We start from the raw sequence: 16,506 nt of genomic DNA on the forward strand, positions 1-16,506 counted from the left end.
TTTTTATAAAATTAATGGAAATTGGAAATCTTACCTACGGGCAAATGTATGAAATGAATGATGTTGGGACATATAACATAGAAGTATATTTTTTTTTAAAAATTTATAACATAAAAGGTTCTAAAATAAAATTTGATCCTGTGGTTACAATCCATTCAATATTAATTCCAACTGGAGATTACAGCTTATTGAAATTCAAATTCCGCCGTGTTGCATCTCCAGAAAATGACATTGTGGCCTTGGGGAAAAATTTTGGTTTATTGTATAATTTTTCTAAGGAATATAAAAACGAGGCAAATATAAAAAACCTTGGAATTTATTTAATACAGCATCAGTTTTTGGACAGATTTAACAGAGCTATAAATGATAATCCATTTGGCGATGTTTATACCCTTGGATATCACACCGTGGCAGATATTTCAATAAATCCGGTACTTTTTAATATTATCTCACCAGATCCAATAAACAGGTTCATTAGTTACAGCAGTCATGATTATACCACTGAGGATGAAAGAAATAAAACGTGTACAATGGTAAGATTTTTACTTGAGTTTTTTTATATAAATACCGGTTTTTTATCAATTGATGGCGATGAAAAGGATAATATAAGGTTTAAAATAAGTAGGGAGGGTTTTGATAGATTTTTCGTTAAAAAAATCACAGCCAGCATGTATACATATTATGAGGGGAATTCTACCGTATATTTTTTCCATAACATCGTTGTCAGGCTTTCAGCTGGACAATCACTAAATCAGTATCTGCCCGGTGGCGGACTGATTATAAGCCATATCGTGGAATATCTTAAACTTGTAATAGACAGCTATTCAAAATTCATTTATGGCCGTAGATACAGGGAAGTTTTAAAACATGCCCCAGAGGTACTGGATGAATATAATGTTTACAATGTTGTTAAGACTATGATACATATTGGAAATGAGTTGAATTTGCTTGAGATTTCCAATGGTGTTAGGGATTTATATTTAAATCTGGAAGAGAGGCTGAATATTATAGGAATAAAAATAAATGAGGAGCAGAGAATTTATGGGTATCTATCATTAATTACTGCCATACTTTCAATAACCATAGCAGTGCTTATTGGATTGCGCATAATAAAATTTTAAATTGGGTTTACATATTGTTTGGTTTAAATAATTTCAAAAACAATGTGTATTGAGCCCGCCGGGATTCGAACCCGGATTATAGGCTCCGGAGGCCTATATGATAATCCATTACACCACGGGCCCAGTTGCATAATTGCTTTATAAGATAAAAAAATTAAGATTTATAACCTATATCCCTTAATAATTTATGCCTCTTCTTTTTTGCAGCCTCATCCTCGACACCCAGTGGAGAGTACCCATCAGAAACACCAAGTACAGCGTTGCCATTATCTGTTCTGGCAATTATAACCTTTAATGGATTGGCAGTTGCGGCATATATGGTGCCAACCTCCTGGCATAATTTGATGGCGTTTAAAACATTTATGGGGTATGCATTTTTCAGATATATTAGGAATGTATGCCCTGCAGAAATCTTTCTTATATTCTCAATGCCCAGATTTATTAGAAACTCATCATTACCCTCATATCTTATTAATCTCTCACCTGATGCCTCCGAAAAAACTATTGCATAAGAACTCTGTGGCACCGTTGTTTTTATAATCTCATTAAGATCCTCAACAGTTTTTATAAAGTGTGAGTAGCCCAGTATTATATTGGTATTTTCCGGTATATCTATATCTATTTCATCCATTTCCATAAATATATATGCCTAAAAATGTTATTAAATTTATGTATTGTTAATTTTTTCCATTGAACCCGGTCTGATAAAGACAAGTCCAACCAGGACAATGATGGATGAAATAAATAACACAATTCCCATATTTACTCCGAGATTTTTCCCAAGGATTACTGTAATTATTGGTCCAAAGCCCCCGCCAAAAAACCTGCCCACCAGAAGTGTAAAATTGGCACCTGATGCTCTTATATTGGGTGGGTAAAGGCTGCTTATCCATATTCCAAAAAAGGAAAAAAAGGCCGATGACATAAATAAAAGTATTAAAAACAACTCATTTAGAAACCTTAATCCACCGTGTGCGTTTATTAGTATAAAAATTAATGAAAATATTAATGATGCGGCTGCAAATGGGTACATTACATCCTTTGCATTTTTGCGCTCATACATGTAACCTGAAAATGTGTAAAATATGGTTGCTGCAAATGTTCCTATTATTATAATAAAATAATAATTGTATACATTAAGGTTTTCAAGTTCTGTTGGGGCAAGGCTGAACAATGGTATTATGAAAAGAAATGACCCCAGGGAAATCAATGAACCAAAAATTGTTATATTACGGACCCGGCCGGTAAATATTTTACCTATTTCTATTTTGTAATTCCCATTGCTTGAATTTTTATATTTTAACCATATTGACGATTCAGGTATTTTATTGTATAATATTAATGATATAATGCTTATTACACCTATGACGATGAAAAATATCCTGAAATTCAATGAAAGCACCTCTATAATTATATATGCAGAAAAGGCACCGAGAAGGGACCCTATGGCGTATAAGCCCTGCATGAACCCCCCTGTCATTCCCCTGTGCATGGTATTTTCGAACTCTGAGACAAGTGCATAGCTTATTCCATTCTCACCGTTAACCCCCATTCCAACGAGAAACCATAAAAAATAAAGTTCATAAACACTGTTAATAAGACCTGCAAAAATGGTACCCAGTGAATAAATAATGACCGATATAATTATTGCCCTTTTTCTGCCTATTTTATCGGCAACCATACCAAATATGAAACCACCTATGGCACCACCTATCCATGAAAGCGTAATTGCAAGTGTCACAACTGAAACAGGAACATGGAAGTACAGTGATACAGGTACCAAAACAAATGTAATTGAATACATTGCATATGCGGAAAGCAGGAAAAATAATAATATTATTATTAATTTGTAATTGAATTTCATTACTGTGTAATTAAAATATATTATTTATTCTTTAATTATATGAAAAAATTTTTACCATAAAATTTATGTTTTTGTATATCTGTTTATATATGTATTGCCAGATTTTTTATACATTCCTGAAAAAATTATTATTGCAAGTACTGAAAAAATCCCAAATGTCGCAATTAATGACCATGTTATTATTCCATTATAATGAAATGTGTACATAATATATGTCCCTATGGATGGGCCAAAGGCACGGCCGATTGAATTGAACATTGAATTAAATCCCATATATCTTCCGGTTTTTTCATGAGAAACCATTTTTGATATGACACTATTTATTGTTGGGGTTGTTAAATTTTCACCTATCGTTATAATAACCATGTCAAGCATTAAATCAATTACATTTGTTGAAAATGCCACAATAAAATATCCAAGGGCATAGAATAATGCTCCGGCCATAAAGGTAATTATATCGCCAAAGCGTGAAAATAATTTTATTAATGGATACTGGCCAATAACCACCACAAGACCGTTTACAGCATATATATAACCAAGGTATGAGACATTAATTTTTATGACTATTTCACTGTATAATGGCAGGGATACTGAAAACTGTGATGATAAAAGTATTACAAAAAATGTGGCTATGCTGAAAATAAAAAGGTATTTGTCATAGACAATGAATGGATTGCCACCGCTAACTGTTTTGCGGAGAGTGTTTGGGTTTTTGACAAATATAATAATTACCGACTGCAATATACTTGCAAGGACAAGAGAATAGAAAATATATACAATTCCCGTGTTATATATTAATGACCCAATAAATGGACCAATGGCCCAGCCGACGTTGGATAGAATTCTGTAAACAGAATATGCACCCTCTCGCTCATCACTTAGGGTTACATCAGATATTAATGCACTTGCAGATGGATACACCAGTGAACCTGAAAATGAGGAAAATATAAACAATATTATTGTTATTAAATATGCATTAAACTGGAATGATAGCGCTATAAAGAGATAAATAAAAATTCCAGAAATGCTTCCCAGCATTAATGTAAATTTCCTGCCCATTAAATCTGCAAGATACCCGCCAATGAGACTAAATACCATTGACATTAAGGATAGAAGTGTAAATACTATGCCAACAATATAAATAGCCAGATGAAGATAAAGACTTAAAAATATGGCCATGAATGGCCAGGATGCGCCCATTCCAATTGACCGCATCATGGATGATAAACTCACAACAATAACCTGCCTGTTGTGAATTGTAGAATTAATGGAAATCATTACAGCTAATTGTAAATAATTATAATAACATTATTCATGATACAAATAATTTCAGAATATATTTAATTTATATTTTAAAACTCAATTATCAAACTTTATTTATTAAAATATTATATTATAATCATGTATAACAATGAGATTAAGGGCTCCCCAGAAACCAGAAAAAGAATTATTGAGTCTGCAGTAAGCATATTCTCTAAATATGGCTATTCCGGTGCATCCATGGAGAAAATTACAGAAAAGGCAGGAATTTCAAAGGGTTTAATATTCTGGTACTTTAAGAAAAAGGAGGATTTAATTATAGAGGTTGCAAAAATGAGCCTCCCCCTGGATGTTATTGATGATGCGCTAATGAAATATTCAGGTATTGAATTACTGGAAGATATTGGAAGAAATTATTTTAAAAAATATGCCAGCAGTGATATGCGCAACCTATTTTTGTTCACACTGTCCTCCGGTTCAATTTATCCCATAATTTCAGATAATATAAGGGACATATGTACCAAAATGGTAAGGGCAATAGCCCGGAAAACATGCGATAATGATGATATAAAATCTGAGATTAAGGTGCGGCAGTTTCTTGGAGCCCTGCTATGCTATATTATAAATCCATCGGAAATAGGGGAAGAAATTTATCTGAAAACTCTGGTAGAAAACTATGAAAAAATATAATAAGGTTTATAATGTATATAATATTTTTAACAATAATGGAAGAAAAAATAGATTATTTCAACAGACACTATATGGATTATGATAAATGGTATGATATACATATAAAGGAATATAGTGACCAAATAAATTTTATAAGATCTGTAATTCCAGATGGCAATGGCATTGAAATCGGTGTTGGCACCGGACGCTTTGCATCTGCCTTAAATATAAAATATGGGATAGATGTATCGGAATCCATGGTATCACTGGCAAAAACGCGTGGAATAAATGCTCTTGTTGCATCAGCATATTCAATTCCATATCCTGATAAATATTTTGATTTTTCATTAAATATGGTTACAATTTGTTTCCTGGATTTCCCTGAAAAGGCAATTGTGGAGGCAAAAAGAATATCAAATGAATGCATCACAGTAATACTTGATAAAAATTGTGAATACATAAATAATATAATTAAAAATCCTGCTGGCTTTTACAGATATGCAAAATTTTACTCTTTTGAGGAGATAATGAATATATATAAAAGTACTGGATTTAAAGATATTAAATATAAAATTCAGGATTTTTATACAGATAATAATGTTAAATATCGTCTGGTGGCTGTTTCTGGAAGATAATCTGGTGATGCCATGCAACTAAAAAAGACCGTAACAAAAAAGGATGCTGTAATGATTAATCTTGGTGCAATCATAGGTGCAGGCATCTTTGTAATAATTGGTCTGGCATCCTATAAGGCAGGGCCGGCAGTGATCATATCCATATTATTTTCAGGGATTATTGCAATGTTCACCGGGCTAAGCTTTTCAGAAATTGCCAGGCACGTTGCCAAGGAGGGTGGTGTGTATGAATATGCAAAAAGTGTTGTATCGCCATCGGTGGGCTTTGTTGGTGGCTGGATGTGGACATTTGGCAATATAATAGGTATTTCTGCAGTTTCTTTAAGCTTTGGTAGCTATTTCGATGAATTGTTTGGATTGAATTATAATCCTGTAATTCTTGCAATACTGTGTATTATTACCTTTATGGTATTAAATATAATAGGCATAAAAAATTCAGCAAAAACCATAACTGTTCTTGTTATTATAAATGTTGCCGTGCTTATAATCTTCATTTTTTCAGGAATAACAAAGTTTAGTGTATCCAATTTTAATGATTTTATTCCCCATGGGTATTCTGGAATAATAACAGGCACTGCGCTTATATTTTTTGCATTTACTGGATTTTCAAGGGTTACAACAATAAGTGATGAGGTAATCAATCCAGAAAAAACAATTCCGTTTGCCATAATAACATCAATTATAATATCATCTATACTCTATATTACTGTTGCCCTTGTGCTATTAGGCCTTAAGCCCTATTATGCCTATTCAACATCGTCATCACCATTAACACTTGCAATATCATCATTGAAAAGCAGATATCTGGATATCATTATATCTATTGGTGGCGTAACCGCAACTGCAGGCGTCACCCTCACGGGGATACTTGGAACCTCAAGGGTTCTATTTGCTATGGGCCGTGACAAAGAGCTTCCTGAAAAGATCGGGTATATAGATAAATTTTCAACACCTGATATCGCAATAGTATTATCTTCATTGCTTGGCATAATATTCCTTATTTTCGTTTCATTTGGAACAATAGTTGAGGCATCAAATTCCTCGGTTTTAATTTCATATATTATAATTAATTTTTCTGCAATTGTTCTATATTATGAGTTGAAAAAAACTTCATCAGGAAATGGGATGATAAAAAGCCATTATTTTTTAATAATACCCATTCTTGGGATTTCAACAATAATATTAATAATACTCTTTATAAATCTGTACAGCCTGATGATCACGTCAATAATATTAACAGTATCAGTTGTTTATTATGCTGTGAAATCGAGATTCTATAAAGGAAAACCAGTGCCGGGGCACAGTGAGGTGAGGGCATTTGGAAGGATAATGAGGTTTTCAAAAGAATTTAAAAGGAATAAAACATAATATTTTGCTAAATTTTAATATTATAAAACAATATGTAAACATATGATAAAAATCCAGAATGACCCAATAAACATTGAGGATATCCAGAGGGAAATAAAAGACGATTATTCCGGTGCCGATGTAATTTTCCTTGGCACGGTGAGAAAGACAGACGAATCTAAAAAAAATATTAAGGCACTTTACTATGAATCATATGATGCCATGGCCGAAAAAAGCATCAATAAAATCATTGACGATGCGAAAAAAATGTATGATATAAATAAGGTGTGTGTTATACAGAGAAAGGGTTATGTTAGGCTCAATGAGATTTCAATAGGCATTGGTGTATCATCATTTCATAGAAAGGATGCATTCATGGCCTGTGAATACATTATAGATAAAATAAAGGAACTGCCACCAATATGGAAGAAGGACATATATGACGATGGAACAGAGGAATGGAAGTCTGAATTATAGGGAGGATATTTAAATGATTCTTGTCTTTGACGGCACATCTGATTCAAGGGAGCTCTGCATGCAGTTAATATCAGAAGGATATGATTTAATATGCTCTGTTGTAACCGGGGAGGCGGCAAAAAAGCTTGAATCATTAAATATCAGGCATATAAATGGAAGGCTGGACAGGCAGAATATGATTGATTTTATTAACAATAATAAAATAAATGCGGTAATAGACGCCACACATCCATTTGCTGAAAGCATCCATAAAACAGCACTGGATGTCTCAAATGAATTAAACATGCTTCACATAAGGTTTGATAGAAAGCCGGTTAAAATTAATTCAAAAAATGTGCTTTATGCCGGTTTTAATGAAATTAATGATCTGCTTAACGATTCAAGGAATATTTTTGTAACGACAGGGATAAAAACTGTTAGATTTTATGAAATTGATGCCAGTAAAAACTATTATTTCAGGATTATACCTGATCCTGAAAATATAAGGGCTCTTATAGACCATGGGGTACCACAGTCAAACATTATTGCCATTGAGGGGAAATTGAATTATATGGTTAATTATTCAATTATGCAGTATTTTAATATAGATACAATGGTTACAAAGGACAGTGGCTTTTTATCGGAACCAAAGATAAATGCTGCACTTGACCTTGGCATAAAAACAATAATAATTAAAAGACCAGATTACAAATATAAAAATATGGCATACACATATAAAGATGTGGTAAAAATATTAAAAGAGGGTGGTATATATCCTGAATCCTGAAGAGATATATTCAAAAAGTTTTGGGATTATAAAGAATATTATGGGGCTCGATGATTCATTAAAATCAAAAATAATAATAAGGGCAGCACATGCCACGGGCGATATTGATGCCGCCAGATCAATAATATTTTCCGAAAATTTTGAAGATGGCCTGTTTGACCAGAATTATAATATAGTGACAGACATAAATATGGTAAAATACGGAATAGGCAGTAATAAAACATACTGCCATATAAATGATGATGATGTCATTGAGTCATCAAAATCCATGCATATATCAAGGTCATATATTGCCATTAAAAAGGCCTGCAGGGAAATGCCGGAAGCGGTCTATGTCATAGGTGATGCCCCAACTGCATTAATATCAATAATTGAGGAAATTAATAATAAAAAATGCAATCCCCATATGGTAATAGGGGTTCCAGTTGGCTTTGTATCTGCCCTGGAAAGCAAGCAGTTACTATTAAAAGTTAAAATACCATTTATTACTAATTTAAGCATAAAGGGAGGATCGGCAATGGGTGCTGCCATTGCAAATGCCATTTTAAGTGATAAAAATGTACATAGAGGACATACCTGAGGGAAATCTAAGATACGGGTACACCACAGGTGCATGTGCAACAGCTGCAACAAAGGCGGCATTGATAGGCCTTATTACCGGAAACATACCTGATGAGGTTACCATAGAACTTCCTGTCAAAAAGAACGCTGTTTTTAAAATCAGCCATAAAAGGCTGGAAAATGATTATGCAGAGGCATCAGTGCTAAAGGATGGCGGTGATGATCCAGATGTAACCACCGGACTTTTTATATATTCAAGGGTTTATATGTCTCCCGGGAAAGATATAAAGATCCTTGGTGGAAAGGGTATCGGGGTTGTCACGCGGGAGGGTCTTCCGGTAAGGCCCGGGAATTCCGCCATTAATCCGGTTCCAATGAGGATGATAAGGGGTACTGCAATGAAGGTTCTTAATGACCATGGCATAAATAATGGGTTAAGCATACTGATATACGCTCCAGGTGGAAATGAGGTGGCCAGAAGAACCTGCAACCCAAAGCTTGGTATAATAGGTGGAATATCAATACTTGGTACTACCGGTATAGTGACACCTTTCTCAACATCATCCTGGAAGGCATCAATTGTTTTGGCCCTACGTGTGGCCATAAAAAACAGTATAAAAGACTTTGTATTTACAACCGGTGGGAGAAGTGATTCTGAGGCAAAAAAAATTTTAAATGGGTATCCAGAGGAAAGCTTTATTGAAATAGGTGATTTTGCCGGATTTTCTGTCAGGCGTGCCATGGAGGTGGGTGCAAATAGTGTCACCATAGTTGGAATGCCGGGGAAAATGTCCAAGCTGGCCATGGGTTGCATGGACCTTCATGCACATTCCAGCAGCGTTGATTTCAATTTTCTGTCTGATATTGCAAAAAAAATAAAAATGGATAAAAAATTAATTGAAAAAATAGGCAATTCAAATACCGTTTCGGAGGTTATGCAGATAATCAATTATAATAATGAATTTATTAATTATCTAAAAAATTTAATTATTCAAAGATTAACAGAATACACAAATAACAGATTAAAAATAGACGCAATAATAATAAGGAATGATAATGGTGTTTAATATTTTATATATTTTATTTATGTAGTTATGAATATAAATTAAAAAATAAATAATCACAAATTTTAAACCCCTGTGATAAATAGTAATGCTGAAAGGGTTGCCCTTGATCAAAAATTCACATTGAAAAATTCCTTTTTAAGAGGATTTCCAATGCTGGTTATTCCACCTGTTTTGCTTGTTATCATATTATACCTTCATAATTTTTATTATCTTGAATACTTCCATGTGGTTGCAGGGTCCATGTGGACCGGTATGGATCTGGTAATGGGTATTTTTTTCTCATACGTAATGAAAGGCCTTAATAATATTGAGAGGGCAAGACTGTCAACAAGAATCACACCAACAATGCTATTTTTCATGCCAGCTATTTCATCTGTAACGATCACTGCAGGCATAGAGCTGGTTATTTTTTTGAAATTTTCATTTTCGTCATTATATATTATAATAGCATTAATCATCGCCTTTATCTTATTAATTCAGGGAATTGGAATATTTCTGCCCAATGAATTAAGGGTTTACAGTGAGATACTGCATGGTGGTAAAAATGTGGAAAAAATTGTAAGGCTTACAATGTTTAACCTGAGACTTTCATTAAGCCAGGTCATTCTTCAGATAGCCATAATTTTTATCATGGCAGGCCTTGCCACAGGGGTGTTTAATTGAGAAATTCGGAACTTTTAAAAAATTTTACCATAACAATAATTTTTTCATTTCTATTAATTACTATACCGGCATTTATTGGCAATATTCTTTTAATAGACTATATACATGTCCTAATTGGTGCAATATGGACAGGCGCAGACGTTTTCCTAGGTCTGATTTTTTATATAGTTTTAAACGGGCTTGATGATAATATAAGGTCCAGGGTCGCGGTAAGGATTCTGCCAATGACGCTTTATTTTATCCCTGCAGCATCTGTTATTACCCCGGTGCTGGGCTTCATACTTTCATTAAAAGAGGGTATATTTAAATTAAATTATTTATTTATACCCATAATTGCACTGGCATTTATCCTGTTTTTAATGAGCTTTATCTTAATTTTTAGATACTCGATGAAAATTTACGTTGAAAATAAAAGTAAAAATTGTAATACAAAAATTTCAGGATTCCTTAGGGTTATAAATATAACAGCATCAGTACAGCTGGTTATACAGATTATTATAATATCATTAATGGCGTATATTGTTGTTTTCTTATAAAATTTAAATTAGCCCTAAATATTAAGTATTTTAAGCCCAAATAATAAATGATTTAAGCACCATAAATTAATTTATGCTCATAAATTAATATTATATATCCATTATTATTATAAAAATATGGCTGATGTATACTATGATGATATAAATATTGGGGATAGGTATTCCAGCAGTGTTGGACGGACCATTACAGATATGGATAATATATGGTTTACATTATTAACAAATAATAATAACCAGATTCATTTTAATGCAGATTATACCAAAAAGTATTATCCAGGAGAACCTTTTAATGGAAGGCTTGTTGTAAACGGAATGCTAACCATAGCAGTTGTGGTTGGCCTTGTTGTGGAATACACAAGCAAAAATGGTTTTATGCTTGGAATTGACGGAGTTAAATACATGCATCCGGTTTTCGCTGGTGATACATTATATGCAAGTGCCGAGGTCATAGAGAAGCGTGAATCAAGGTCAAAAAAGGGATTCGGAATTATAAAGATTAAAACAACAGGATATAACCAGAACTCAGAGGAGGTGATTGAATTCACCAGGACATTTATGATACCAAAGAAAGAGAGTAAATGGTGATATAATGAAAACAAGGTCCCAGCTATATGTCCCGGCCAATAATGAAAAAATGGTTATTAATTCCCTAAGCTTAAATGCAGATATAATTATATATGATCTGGAGGACGCAGTACCGGATGATAAAAAAGATTCTGCAAGGTCATATATTCTGGAATTTCTTAAAACAAATATTATTAAAAAAGCTGTTGCAATAAGAATTAACTCAATGGAAACACCCTATTTTTATAATGATATAACTTCATTACTAAAAACTGATGCCAAAATAGATTATATTATGATCCCGAAGGCATGTACTGGTATAAAACATATTTATAGGCTTCTTGGCATACCTTTAATCCCCTTAATAGAAACAGCTGAAGGTTTTACAAAAATTAATGACATAGCACATGAGGATGGAGTTTCAATGATTTCATGGGCAGCCGCTGATTTTTCATTGTCAGTTTCTGGAAATATTGATGGCTATGCACAGAACACATATATTGCAACTGCCGTTGCAGTCGCTGCCAGATCAGCAGGCATATTACCAATAGATAAGGTTTACTTTGATCTAAACAATATAAACGGCTTTAAGGATGAGGCTGTAAGGTCAAAAAATCTGGGTTTTGCAGGAAAGCAGGTTATACATCCAACACAGATAGATATTGCAAACAGCGTTTATGCCCCGTCAGAAGAGGAAATAAAATGGGCAAAAATGGTAATAGAAGAATATAATAAATCAGCCTCCCAGGGCCGGGGTGCACTGAGGATCGATGGAAGGTTAATAGATTCGGTGCATATAAGGATGGCAAGAAATATACTGGATCAGGCAGATATGGACCATTAAAATAATTAAAAATTTTAATAGGGGTGAAATTAATGAGAATTCCGCCAAAACTTGAGAGTAAGGTTATGGACCCTGAGGATGTATTTAAAAAAATATTAAAAAATAAAAAATCGATAGCATTCGGGGGCATGGGAGGGCAGTCTGTTCCAAAAATTATACCGCTAATTTTTAAAGAACATCCACAGTATTTTAAAGGAATTCAGGTTTATTCTGGTGGAGGTATGACAAAATCGTTTGATGATGCCATGAGAAATATTGAAATATCCCGGCGTTTTTATTATTTAAGTGATAAAAAAAGCAGGGATGATGTCAATAACGGGAAAACCATGATGATGGATTATAGTGTATACAAGTATTCAAAACTTTTGAGTCTTAATTCAATGGATAAAATAGATGTTGCGGTCCTTGAGGCAACAGAAGTAAACAGTAAAGGTATAATACTTTCGCTTTCAGTGGATGCAACGCCAGCCCTATGCAATGCATCAAAAAAGATAATTATAGAGATTAATAGAAGCAAGCCTGTTTTAACGGGGCTCCATGATATAACTGATATTAATTCGGTAAGGGAGCATCAGTTCAAAAAAATTATTTCCCGTATAGGAAAAAGAGAGTTAAGAATAAATCAAAATAAAATAGCAGCAATAATTTATTCTGATGGCAGTGAAGAAAGCGCAGCCTCGTACGGAAAACCTCCAGAGGAAATCAATTCAATAGCAGAGAATATTTGGTGCATGCTTGATGAAAAGATTAAGTTTAAAAACACCATGCCAGTTCAGGTTGGGGCCGGGTCCATAGCCTCCTCACTTATTGATAAATCACCATTTAATGACCTTAAAATATGGTGCGAAATAGCACCTGCAAGATGGACTGAATACATTGGACATAAAATCAAATACATAAGCGCATCCGCAATTTATACACTACAGGGAGATGAAGTTTACACAAAAAAATTTATGGAAAATTATCTTGATTATTCAGGGAATATTGTTCTCAGACCAAATTACATTACAAACAGTCCCGATATAATTTCAGGTCTGGGTGTAATAGTATTACAGCAGGCAATAGAAATTGATATTTTTGGATCGGCCAATGTTTCCCACATAAGAGAAAATATATACAATGGTGTGGGTGGTTCAATAGATTTTTGCAGTTCAGGTAAGTATGTTGCCATTGTGATGCCATCCACTGCCATGAATGGAAAAATATCCAGAATAGTGCCGATGCTATCATGTGTTGACATTCCAAGAATGCTTGTCGATTTTGTTGTAACTGAGATAGGAATTGCAGATCTTCGCTGGAAGGACCCAAGGGAAAGAGCAGTGGAGATTATAAAAAATTGTGTACACCCAAATTTTAAAGATTCATTACTAAGGTATATGAATTACTTAAATGCCGGACATTTACCATATAATATAAATGAAATTATAAAATGGAATAAAAATTAATATGATTTTGGCATGTTTAACACATTATGGCCCAGATATGATAGAACCAGATTATTTGTTATGGGCGCGACCTTATATAACCTTGCCTCCCTGAATTTTCTTTCTATGCCTGTATCAACAGCAACCCCATATCCACCATAAGTATCCATGGCAACATTGGCAGCCTGCCATGCATATTCTGATGCCAGATATTTTGCAGAATTTGCAAGCTCGCCAACAATTTTAATATCCCCACCGGAATCATAGAGTGATGCAGCCTGCCATCTTAATGCAGATACGGAGAGCATCTTTGCATATATATCAGCTATTGGGAACTGCACACCCTGATTTTCACCAATGGGCCTGTCAAATACCACCCTTGATGATGCATAACCTGCAGATTTTTCAATAAACCATCGCATATCTCCTATGCTTTCCGATGCGATTAGGATCCTTTCGGGATTAAGCACGTGCATTAAGTATCCAAAACCCCTGTTTTCCTCTCCAATTAAATTTTCTTCGGGCACCGTTATATTATTTATAAATACCTGATATGTCTGGCTATTAAACATTGTTTTAATTCTGGTGTATTCTATTTCTTTCTTTTGTTCAGGGCCCAGCAAAAATAGGCTTATACCATCTGTTTTTTTCTGGACATCATCATACCTTTTGGTTCTTGCAACGATTAATATCCAATCAGATTCCTCAATTCTGGATGTAAAAATTTTCTGGCCATTTATTATATAATTATTCCCATACTTTTTTGCAAAGGTTTTGATTTCAGGCGTATTTGATCCTGCATCGGGTTCAGTAAGCCCCATGCTCTGCATTCTAATTTTCCCGCTTCCCAGTGCTGGAAAAAGTTTCTTTTTCATTTCCACACTTGCGAATTTTGACAGTAGCCATGACATGTAATACTGGCCATGAAAGGGCTGTGAATTCCCACCTGATGCATTAATCTCCTCAAGAATAAGTGATGCCTCCCTTATTCCAAGACCGGCACCACCATATTCAACTGGTATTGGAACATTAAAAAGGCCCAGTTCAGTGAATTTTTTCACAAACTCCTCTGGATAAAGATGTGACTCATCCAGTTTCGCCCAGTAGTTTTCACCGTATTCTTCAAGCATACCCCTGATGGAATTCAGGAGAAGATTCTGTTCTTCTGTAAGATCCCTTGGATAATTTAAAACCATGTAATATTAATAAAAAAATAAATTTAAGTATTACTATAAGAAAATAAATATATCAGGCTGATATTGTCTCGAGCTGCTGCCTTGTGGCTATGGAACCACCAACAACAAGTATTATTCCAGCTATAAATGTTGTTATGCCTATAAATGTGAAACCACCAAAGAAACCTATCTGGGCAACCCATAGTGGAAGATAAAGAGCACCAATTGCCCCACCTATATGCCCAAGCCCATCTCCCATGGCGAAACCTGATGTACGTGCCCTCGTAGGGTAGCTTTCGGATGTGTACATGTATGCTATGCCGATTAAAAAGGCTAGTGAATAGGATGCTATGAAGCTTCCAGAAATAAGTGCTATTGAATTTATTCTGCTACCAAATATAACCATGCCAATCAGCCATAAAATTGATCCTATAAAGACTATGTATTTCCTCTCTATTTTATCAGATATAACCCAAGACGATAATGCACCAACAGGGTATCCAATTGCACCTATGGCCAGATAAAGGATTGAGCTTGCCAGTGAAATGCCTGAATCTGAAAGTATTGTTGCAGCATCTCCAAGAAATGCATAGTTTCCAATGTACCACAGACCCCACCATAGCCCAAAAACAAGCATTCTTAATCTGTATGGCTTTTGCCATAAATAATAAAATGATAGCCTCGTCGTTTCTGTTTTAACGTTTATTTTATTTATTTCATCATCAGTAAGAGCAGGAAGCTCCTCACCCTTTTGTTTTAAGTACTGCTCAAAATGGGATACAACGTCATCAGCCTTATTCAGCTCACCATGGCTTACAAGCCATCTGGGAGATCTTGGAAGCTGGGCCCTTAAAATTACAGCAATGACTGCTATTAAACCGCCAATAAAGAATAAAAGCCTCCATCCAAAATAGAATGGCGGCACAATTGCAAGTGCCACAAAAGGTGTGACAGCCTGACCAAGAATACCAAGGAAAAATGTTATCTGTGCAAGATGCCCGCGCCTGTCTGCAGGTGCAAATTCGCCAATATATGCGGGAATTAGATTTAAATCTGCACCGAGGCCAAGACCTGTAATAAACCTGAAGATTATAAGCATGTCAAGATTTAGGGATGCGGCATCTCCAAAGGAACCAAGTGCCATTAAAGCCATGGTTAGTATTAACATGGGATACCTTCCATACCTGTCTGAAAGATATCCAATTATAAAGGACCCTATAACATATCCTATAAGACCTATGGATAGTGCAAGAAACAGGCTTTCGGAACCTGTTAAATGGAACTGTGGGGCTATTGCTGGCATGGCAAATCCTATATCGGTAACATCATAAAAGGTGAAAAAATAACCAATGGCTATTATTGCCAGAAAAGATGGTGGTAGTGGCCATTTATCTATTCTCTGCATTCTTGCTATTATAGATTTGGCTTCAAACTCTTTATTATTTGCTGCCATAAAATATTAATTTTATGATATATTTAAACATATTTAAAAGGAATAAATTATTATAATTAAAATTTATTATATTTATTTAA

Annotated in this window: 18 protein-coding genes and 1 tRNA gene; 13 read left to right on the top strand and 6 right to left on the bottom strand. The window is 34.4% G+C overall.

The features are described 5' to 3' along the window. A partial coding sequence (locus AOG54_RS02875) for a hypothetical protein (protein ID WP_162200847.1) occupies positions 1–1,121 on the top strand: 1,121 nt, incomplete at its 5' end. A gap of 50 nt (positions 1,122–1,171) precedes the next feature. Here AOG54_RS02875 and AOG54_RS02880 read toward each other — a convergent pair. The 4 genes from AOG54_RS02880 to AOG54_RS02895 all read right to left on the bottom strand — a co-directional run bounded on the left by AOG54_RS02880 (position 1,172) and on the right by AOG54_RS02895 (position 4,263). Beyond that, positions 1,172–1,244, bottom strand: a tRNA-Arg gene (locus AOG54_RS02880). A 31-nt stretch (positions 1,245–1,275) separates the two neighbouring features. Next, the gene (locus AOG54_RS02885; protein WP_197065848.1) at positions 1,276–1,758 is read right to left on the bottom strand and encodes an adenosine-specific kinase; all 483 of its coding nucleotides are present in this window, start codon (positions 1,756–1,758) and stop codon (positions 1,276–1,278) included. A 30-nt stretch (positions 1,759–1,788) separates the two neighbouring features. Continuing rightward, on the bottom strand, positions 1,789–2,985 hold the full coding sequence (locus AOG54_RS02890) for an MFS transporter (protein ID WP_048101235.1): 1,197 nt from the start codon (positions 2,983–2,985) through the stop codon (positions 1,789–1,791). 63 nt (positions 2,986–3,048) lie between these two features. Continuing rightward, positions 3,049–4,263 (bottom strand): MDR family MFS transporter, encoded by a 1,215-nt coding sequence (locus tag AOG54_RS02895; RefSeq protein ID WP_054964469.1) that lies wholly within the window; start codon positions 4,261–4,263, stop codon positions 3,049–3,051. Between the two features lie 123 nt (positions 4,264–4,386). Between AOG54_RS02895 and AOG54_RS02900 the strand changes: the two genes are divergently transcribed. The 12 genes from AOG54_RS02900 to AOG54_RS02955 all read left to right on the top strand — a co-directional run bounded on the left by AOG54_RS02900 (position 4,387) and on the right by AOG54_RS02955 (position 13,819). Further along, positions 4,387–4,935: a TetR/AcrR family transcriptional regulator gene (locus AOG54_RS02900; protein ID WP_055032387.1), complete on the top strand. Its 549-nt coding sequence runs from the start codon at positions 4,387–4,389 to the stop codon at positions 4,933–4,935. 35 nt (positions 4,936–4,970) lie between these two features. Further along, positions 4,971–5,549: a class I SAM-dependent methyltransferase gene (locus AOG54_RS02905; RefSeq protein ID WP_054964414.1), complete on the top strand. Its 579-nt coding sequence runs from the start codon at positions 4,971–4,973 to the stop codon at positions 5,547–5,549. A 12-nt stretch (positions 5,550–5,561) separates the two neighbouring features. After that, the gene (locus AOG54_RS02910) at positions 5,562–6,917 is read left to right on the top strand and encodes an APC family permease (protein WP_055032388.1); all 1,356 of its coding nucleotides are present in this window, start codon (positions 5,562–5,564) and stop codon (positions 6,915–6,917) included. Between the two features lie 42 nt (positions 6,918–6,959). Next, a complete protein-coding gene (locus AOG54_RS02915; protein ID WP_048101231.1) occupies positions 6,960–7,373 on the top strand; it encodes a molybdenum cofactor biosynthesis protein MoaE in 414 nt (137 codons plus the stop codon). Between the two features lie 13 nt (positions 7,374–7,386). Next, the gene (gene cobK, locus AOG54_RS02920; RefSeq protein WP_054964411.1) at positions 7,387–8,139 is read left to right on the top strand and encodes a precorrin-6A reductase; all 753 of its coding nucleotides are present in this window, start codon (positions 7,387–7,389) and stop codon (positions 8,137–8,139) included. Continuing rightward, positions 8,117–8,719 (top strand): precorrin-8X methylmutase, encoded by a 603-nt coding sequence (locus tag AOG54_RS02925; protein WP_054964412.1) that lies wholly within the window; start codon positions 8,117–8,119, stop codon positions 8,717–8,719. The genes cobK and AOG54_RS02925 overlap by 23 nt, the downstream gene beginning before the upstream one ends. Then, entirely contained in the window at positions 8,697–9,767 is a 1,071-nt protein-coding gene (gene cbiD / locus AOG54_RS02930) for a cobalt-precorrin-5B (C(1))-methyltransferase CbiD (protein WP_055032389.1), read from the top strand. The genes AOG54_RS02925 and cbiD overlap by 23 nt, the downstream gene beginning before the upstream one ends. Positions 9,768–9,839: 72 nt before the next feature. Next, entirely contained in the window at positions 9,840–10,430 is a 591-nt protein-coding gene (locus tag AOG54_RS02935; RefSeq protein ID WP_052656701.1) for a hypothetical protein, read from the top strand. Beyond that, positions 10,427–10,966 (top strand): hypothetical protein, encoded by a 540-nt coding sequence (locus AOG54_RS02940; RefSeq protein WP_055032390.1) that lies wholly within the window; start codon positions 10,427–10,429, stop codon positions 10,964–10,966. The genes AOG54_RS02935 and AOG54_RS02940 overlap by 4 nt, the downstream gene beginning before the upstream one ends. A gap of 117 nt (positions 10,967–11,083) precedes the next feature. Then, entirely contained in the window at positions 11,084–11,551 is a 468-nt protein-coding gene (locus AOG54_RS02945; protein ID WP_054964329.1) for a MaoC family dehydratase, read from the top strand. Positions 11,552–11,555: 4 nt separating this feature from the next. Then, a complete protein-coding gene (locus AOG54_RS02950; RefSeq protein WP_054964330.1) occupies positions 11,556–12,374 on the top strand; it encodes an HpcH/HpaI aldolase/citrate lyase family protein in 819 nt (272 codons plus the stop codon). Positions 12,375–12,406: 32 nt separating this feature from the next. Beyond that, on the top strand, positions 12,407–13,819 hold the full coding sequence (locus AOG54_RS02955; protein ID WP_055032391.1) for an acetyl-CoA hydrolase/transferase C-terminal domain-containing protein: 1,413 nt from the start codon (positions 12,407–12,409) through the stop codon (positions 13,817–13,819). Here the strand turns inward: AOG54_RS02955 and AOG54_RS02960 are convergent. Continuing rightward, entirely contained in the window at positions 13,816–14,994 is a 1,179-nt protein-coding gene (locus AOG54_RS02960) for an acyl-CoA dehydrogenase family protein (RefSeq protein ID WP_054964332.1), read from the bottom strand. The two genes, AOG54_RS02955 and AOG54_RS02960, sit on opposite strands and share 4 nt — an antisense overlap. A gap of 52 nt (positions 14,995–15,046) precedes the next feature. Continuing rightward, positions 15,047–16,426 (bottom strand): MFS transporter, encoded by a 1,380-nt coding sequence (locus tag AOG54_RS02965; RefSeq protein WP_048101223.1) that lies wholly within the window; start codon positions 16,424–16,426, stop codon positions 15,047–15,049. Positions 16,427–16,506 lie beyond the last annotated feature (80 nt).

This window comes from Acidiplasma aeolicum, assembly GCF_001402945.1.
GTDB lineage: Archaea > Thermoplasmatota > Thermoplasmata > Thermoplasmatales > Thermoplasmataceae > Acidiplasma > Acidiplasma aeolicum.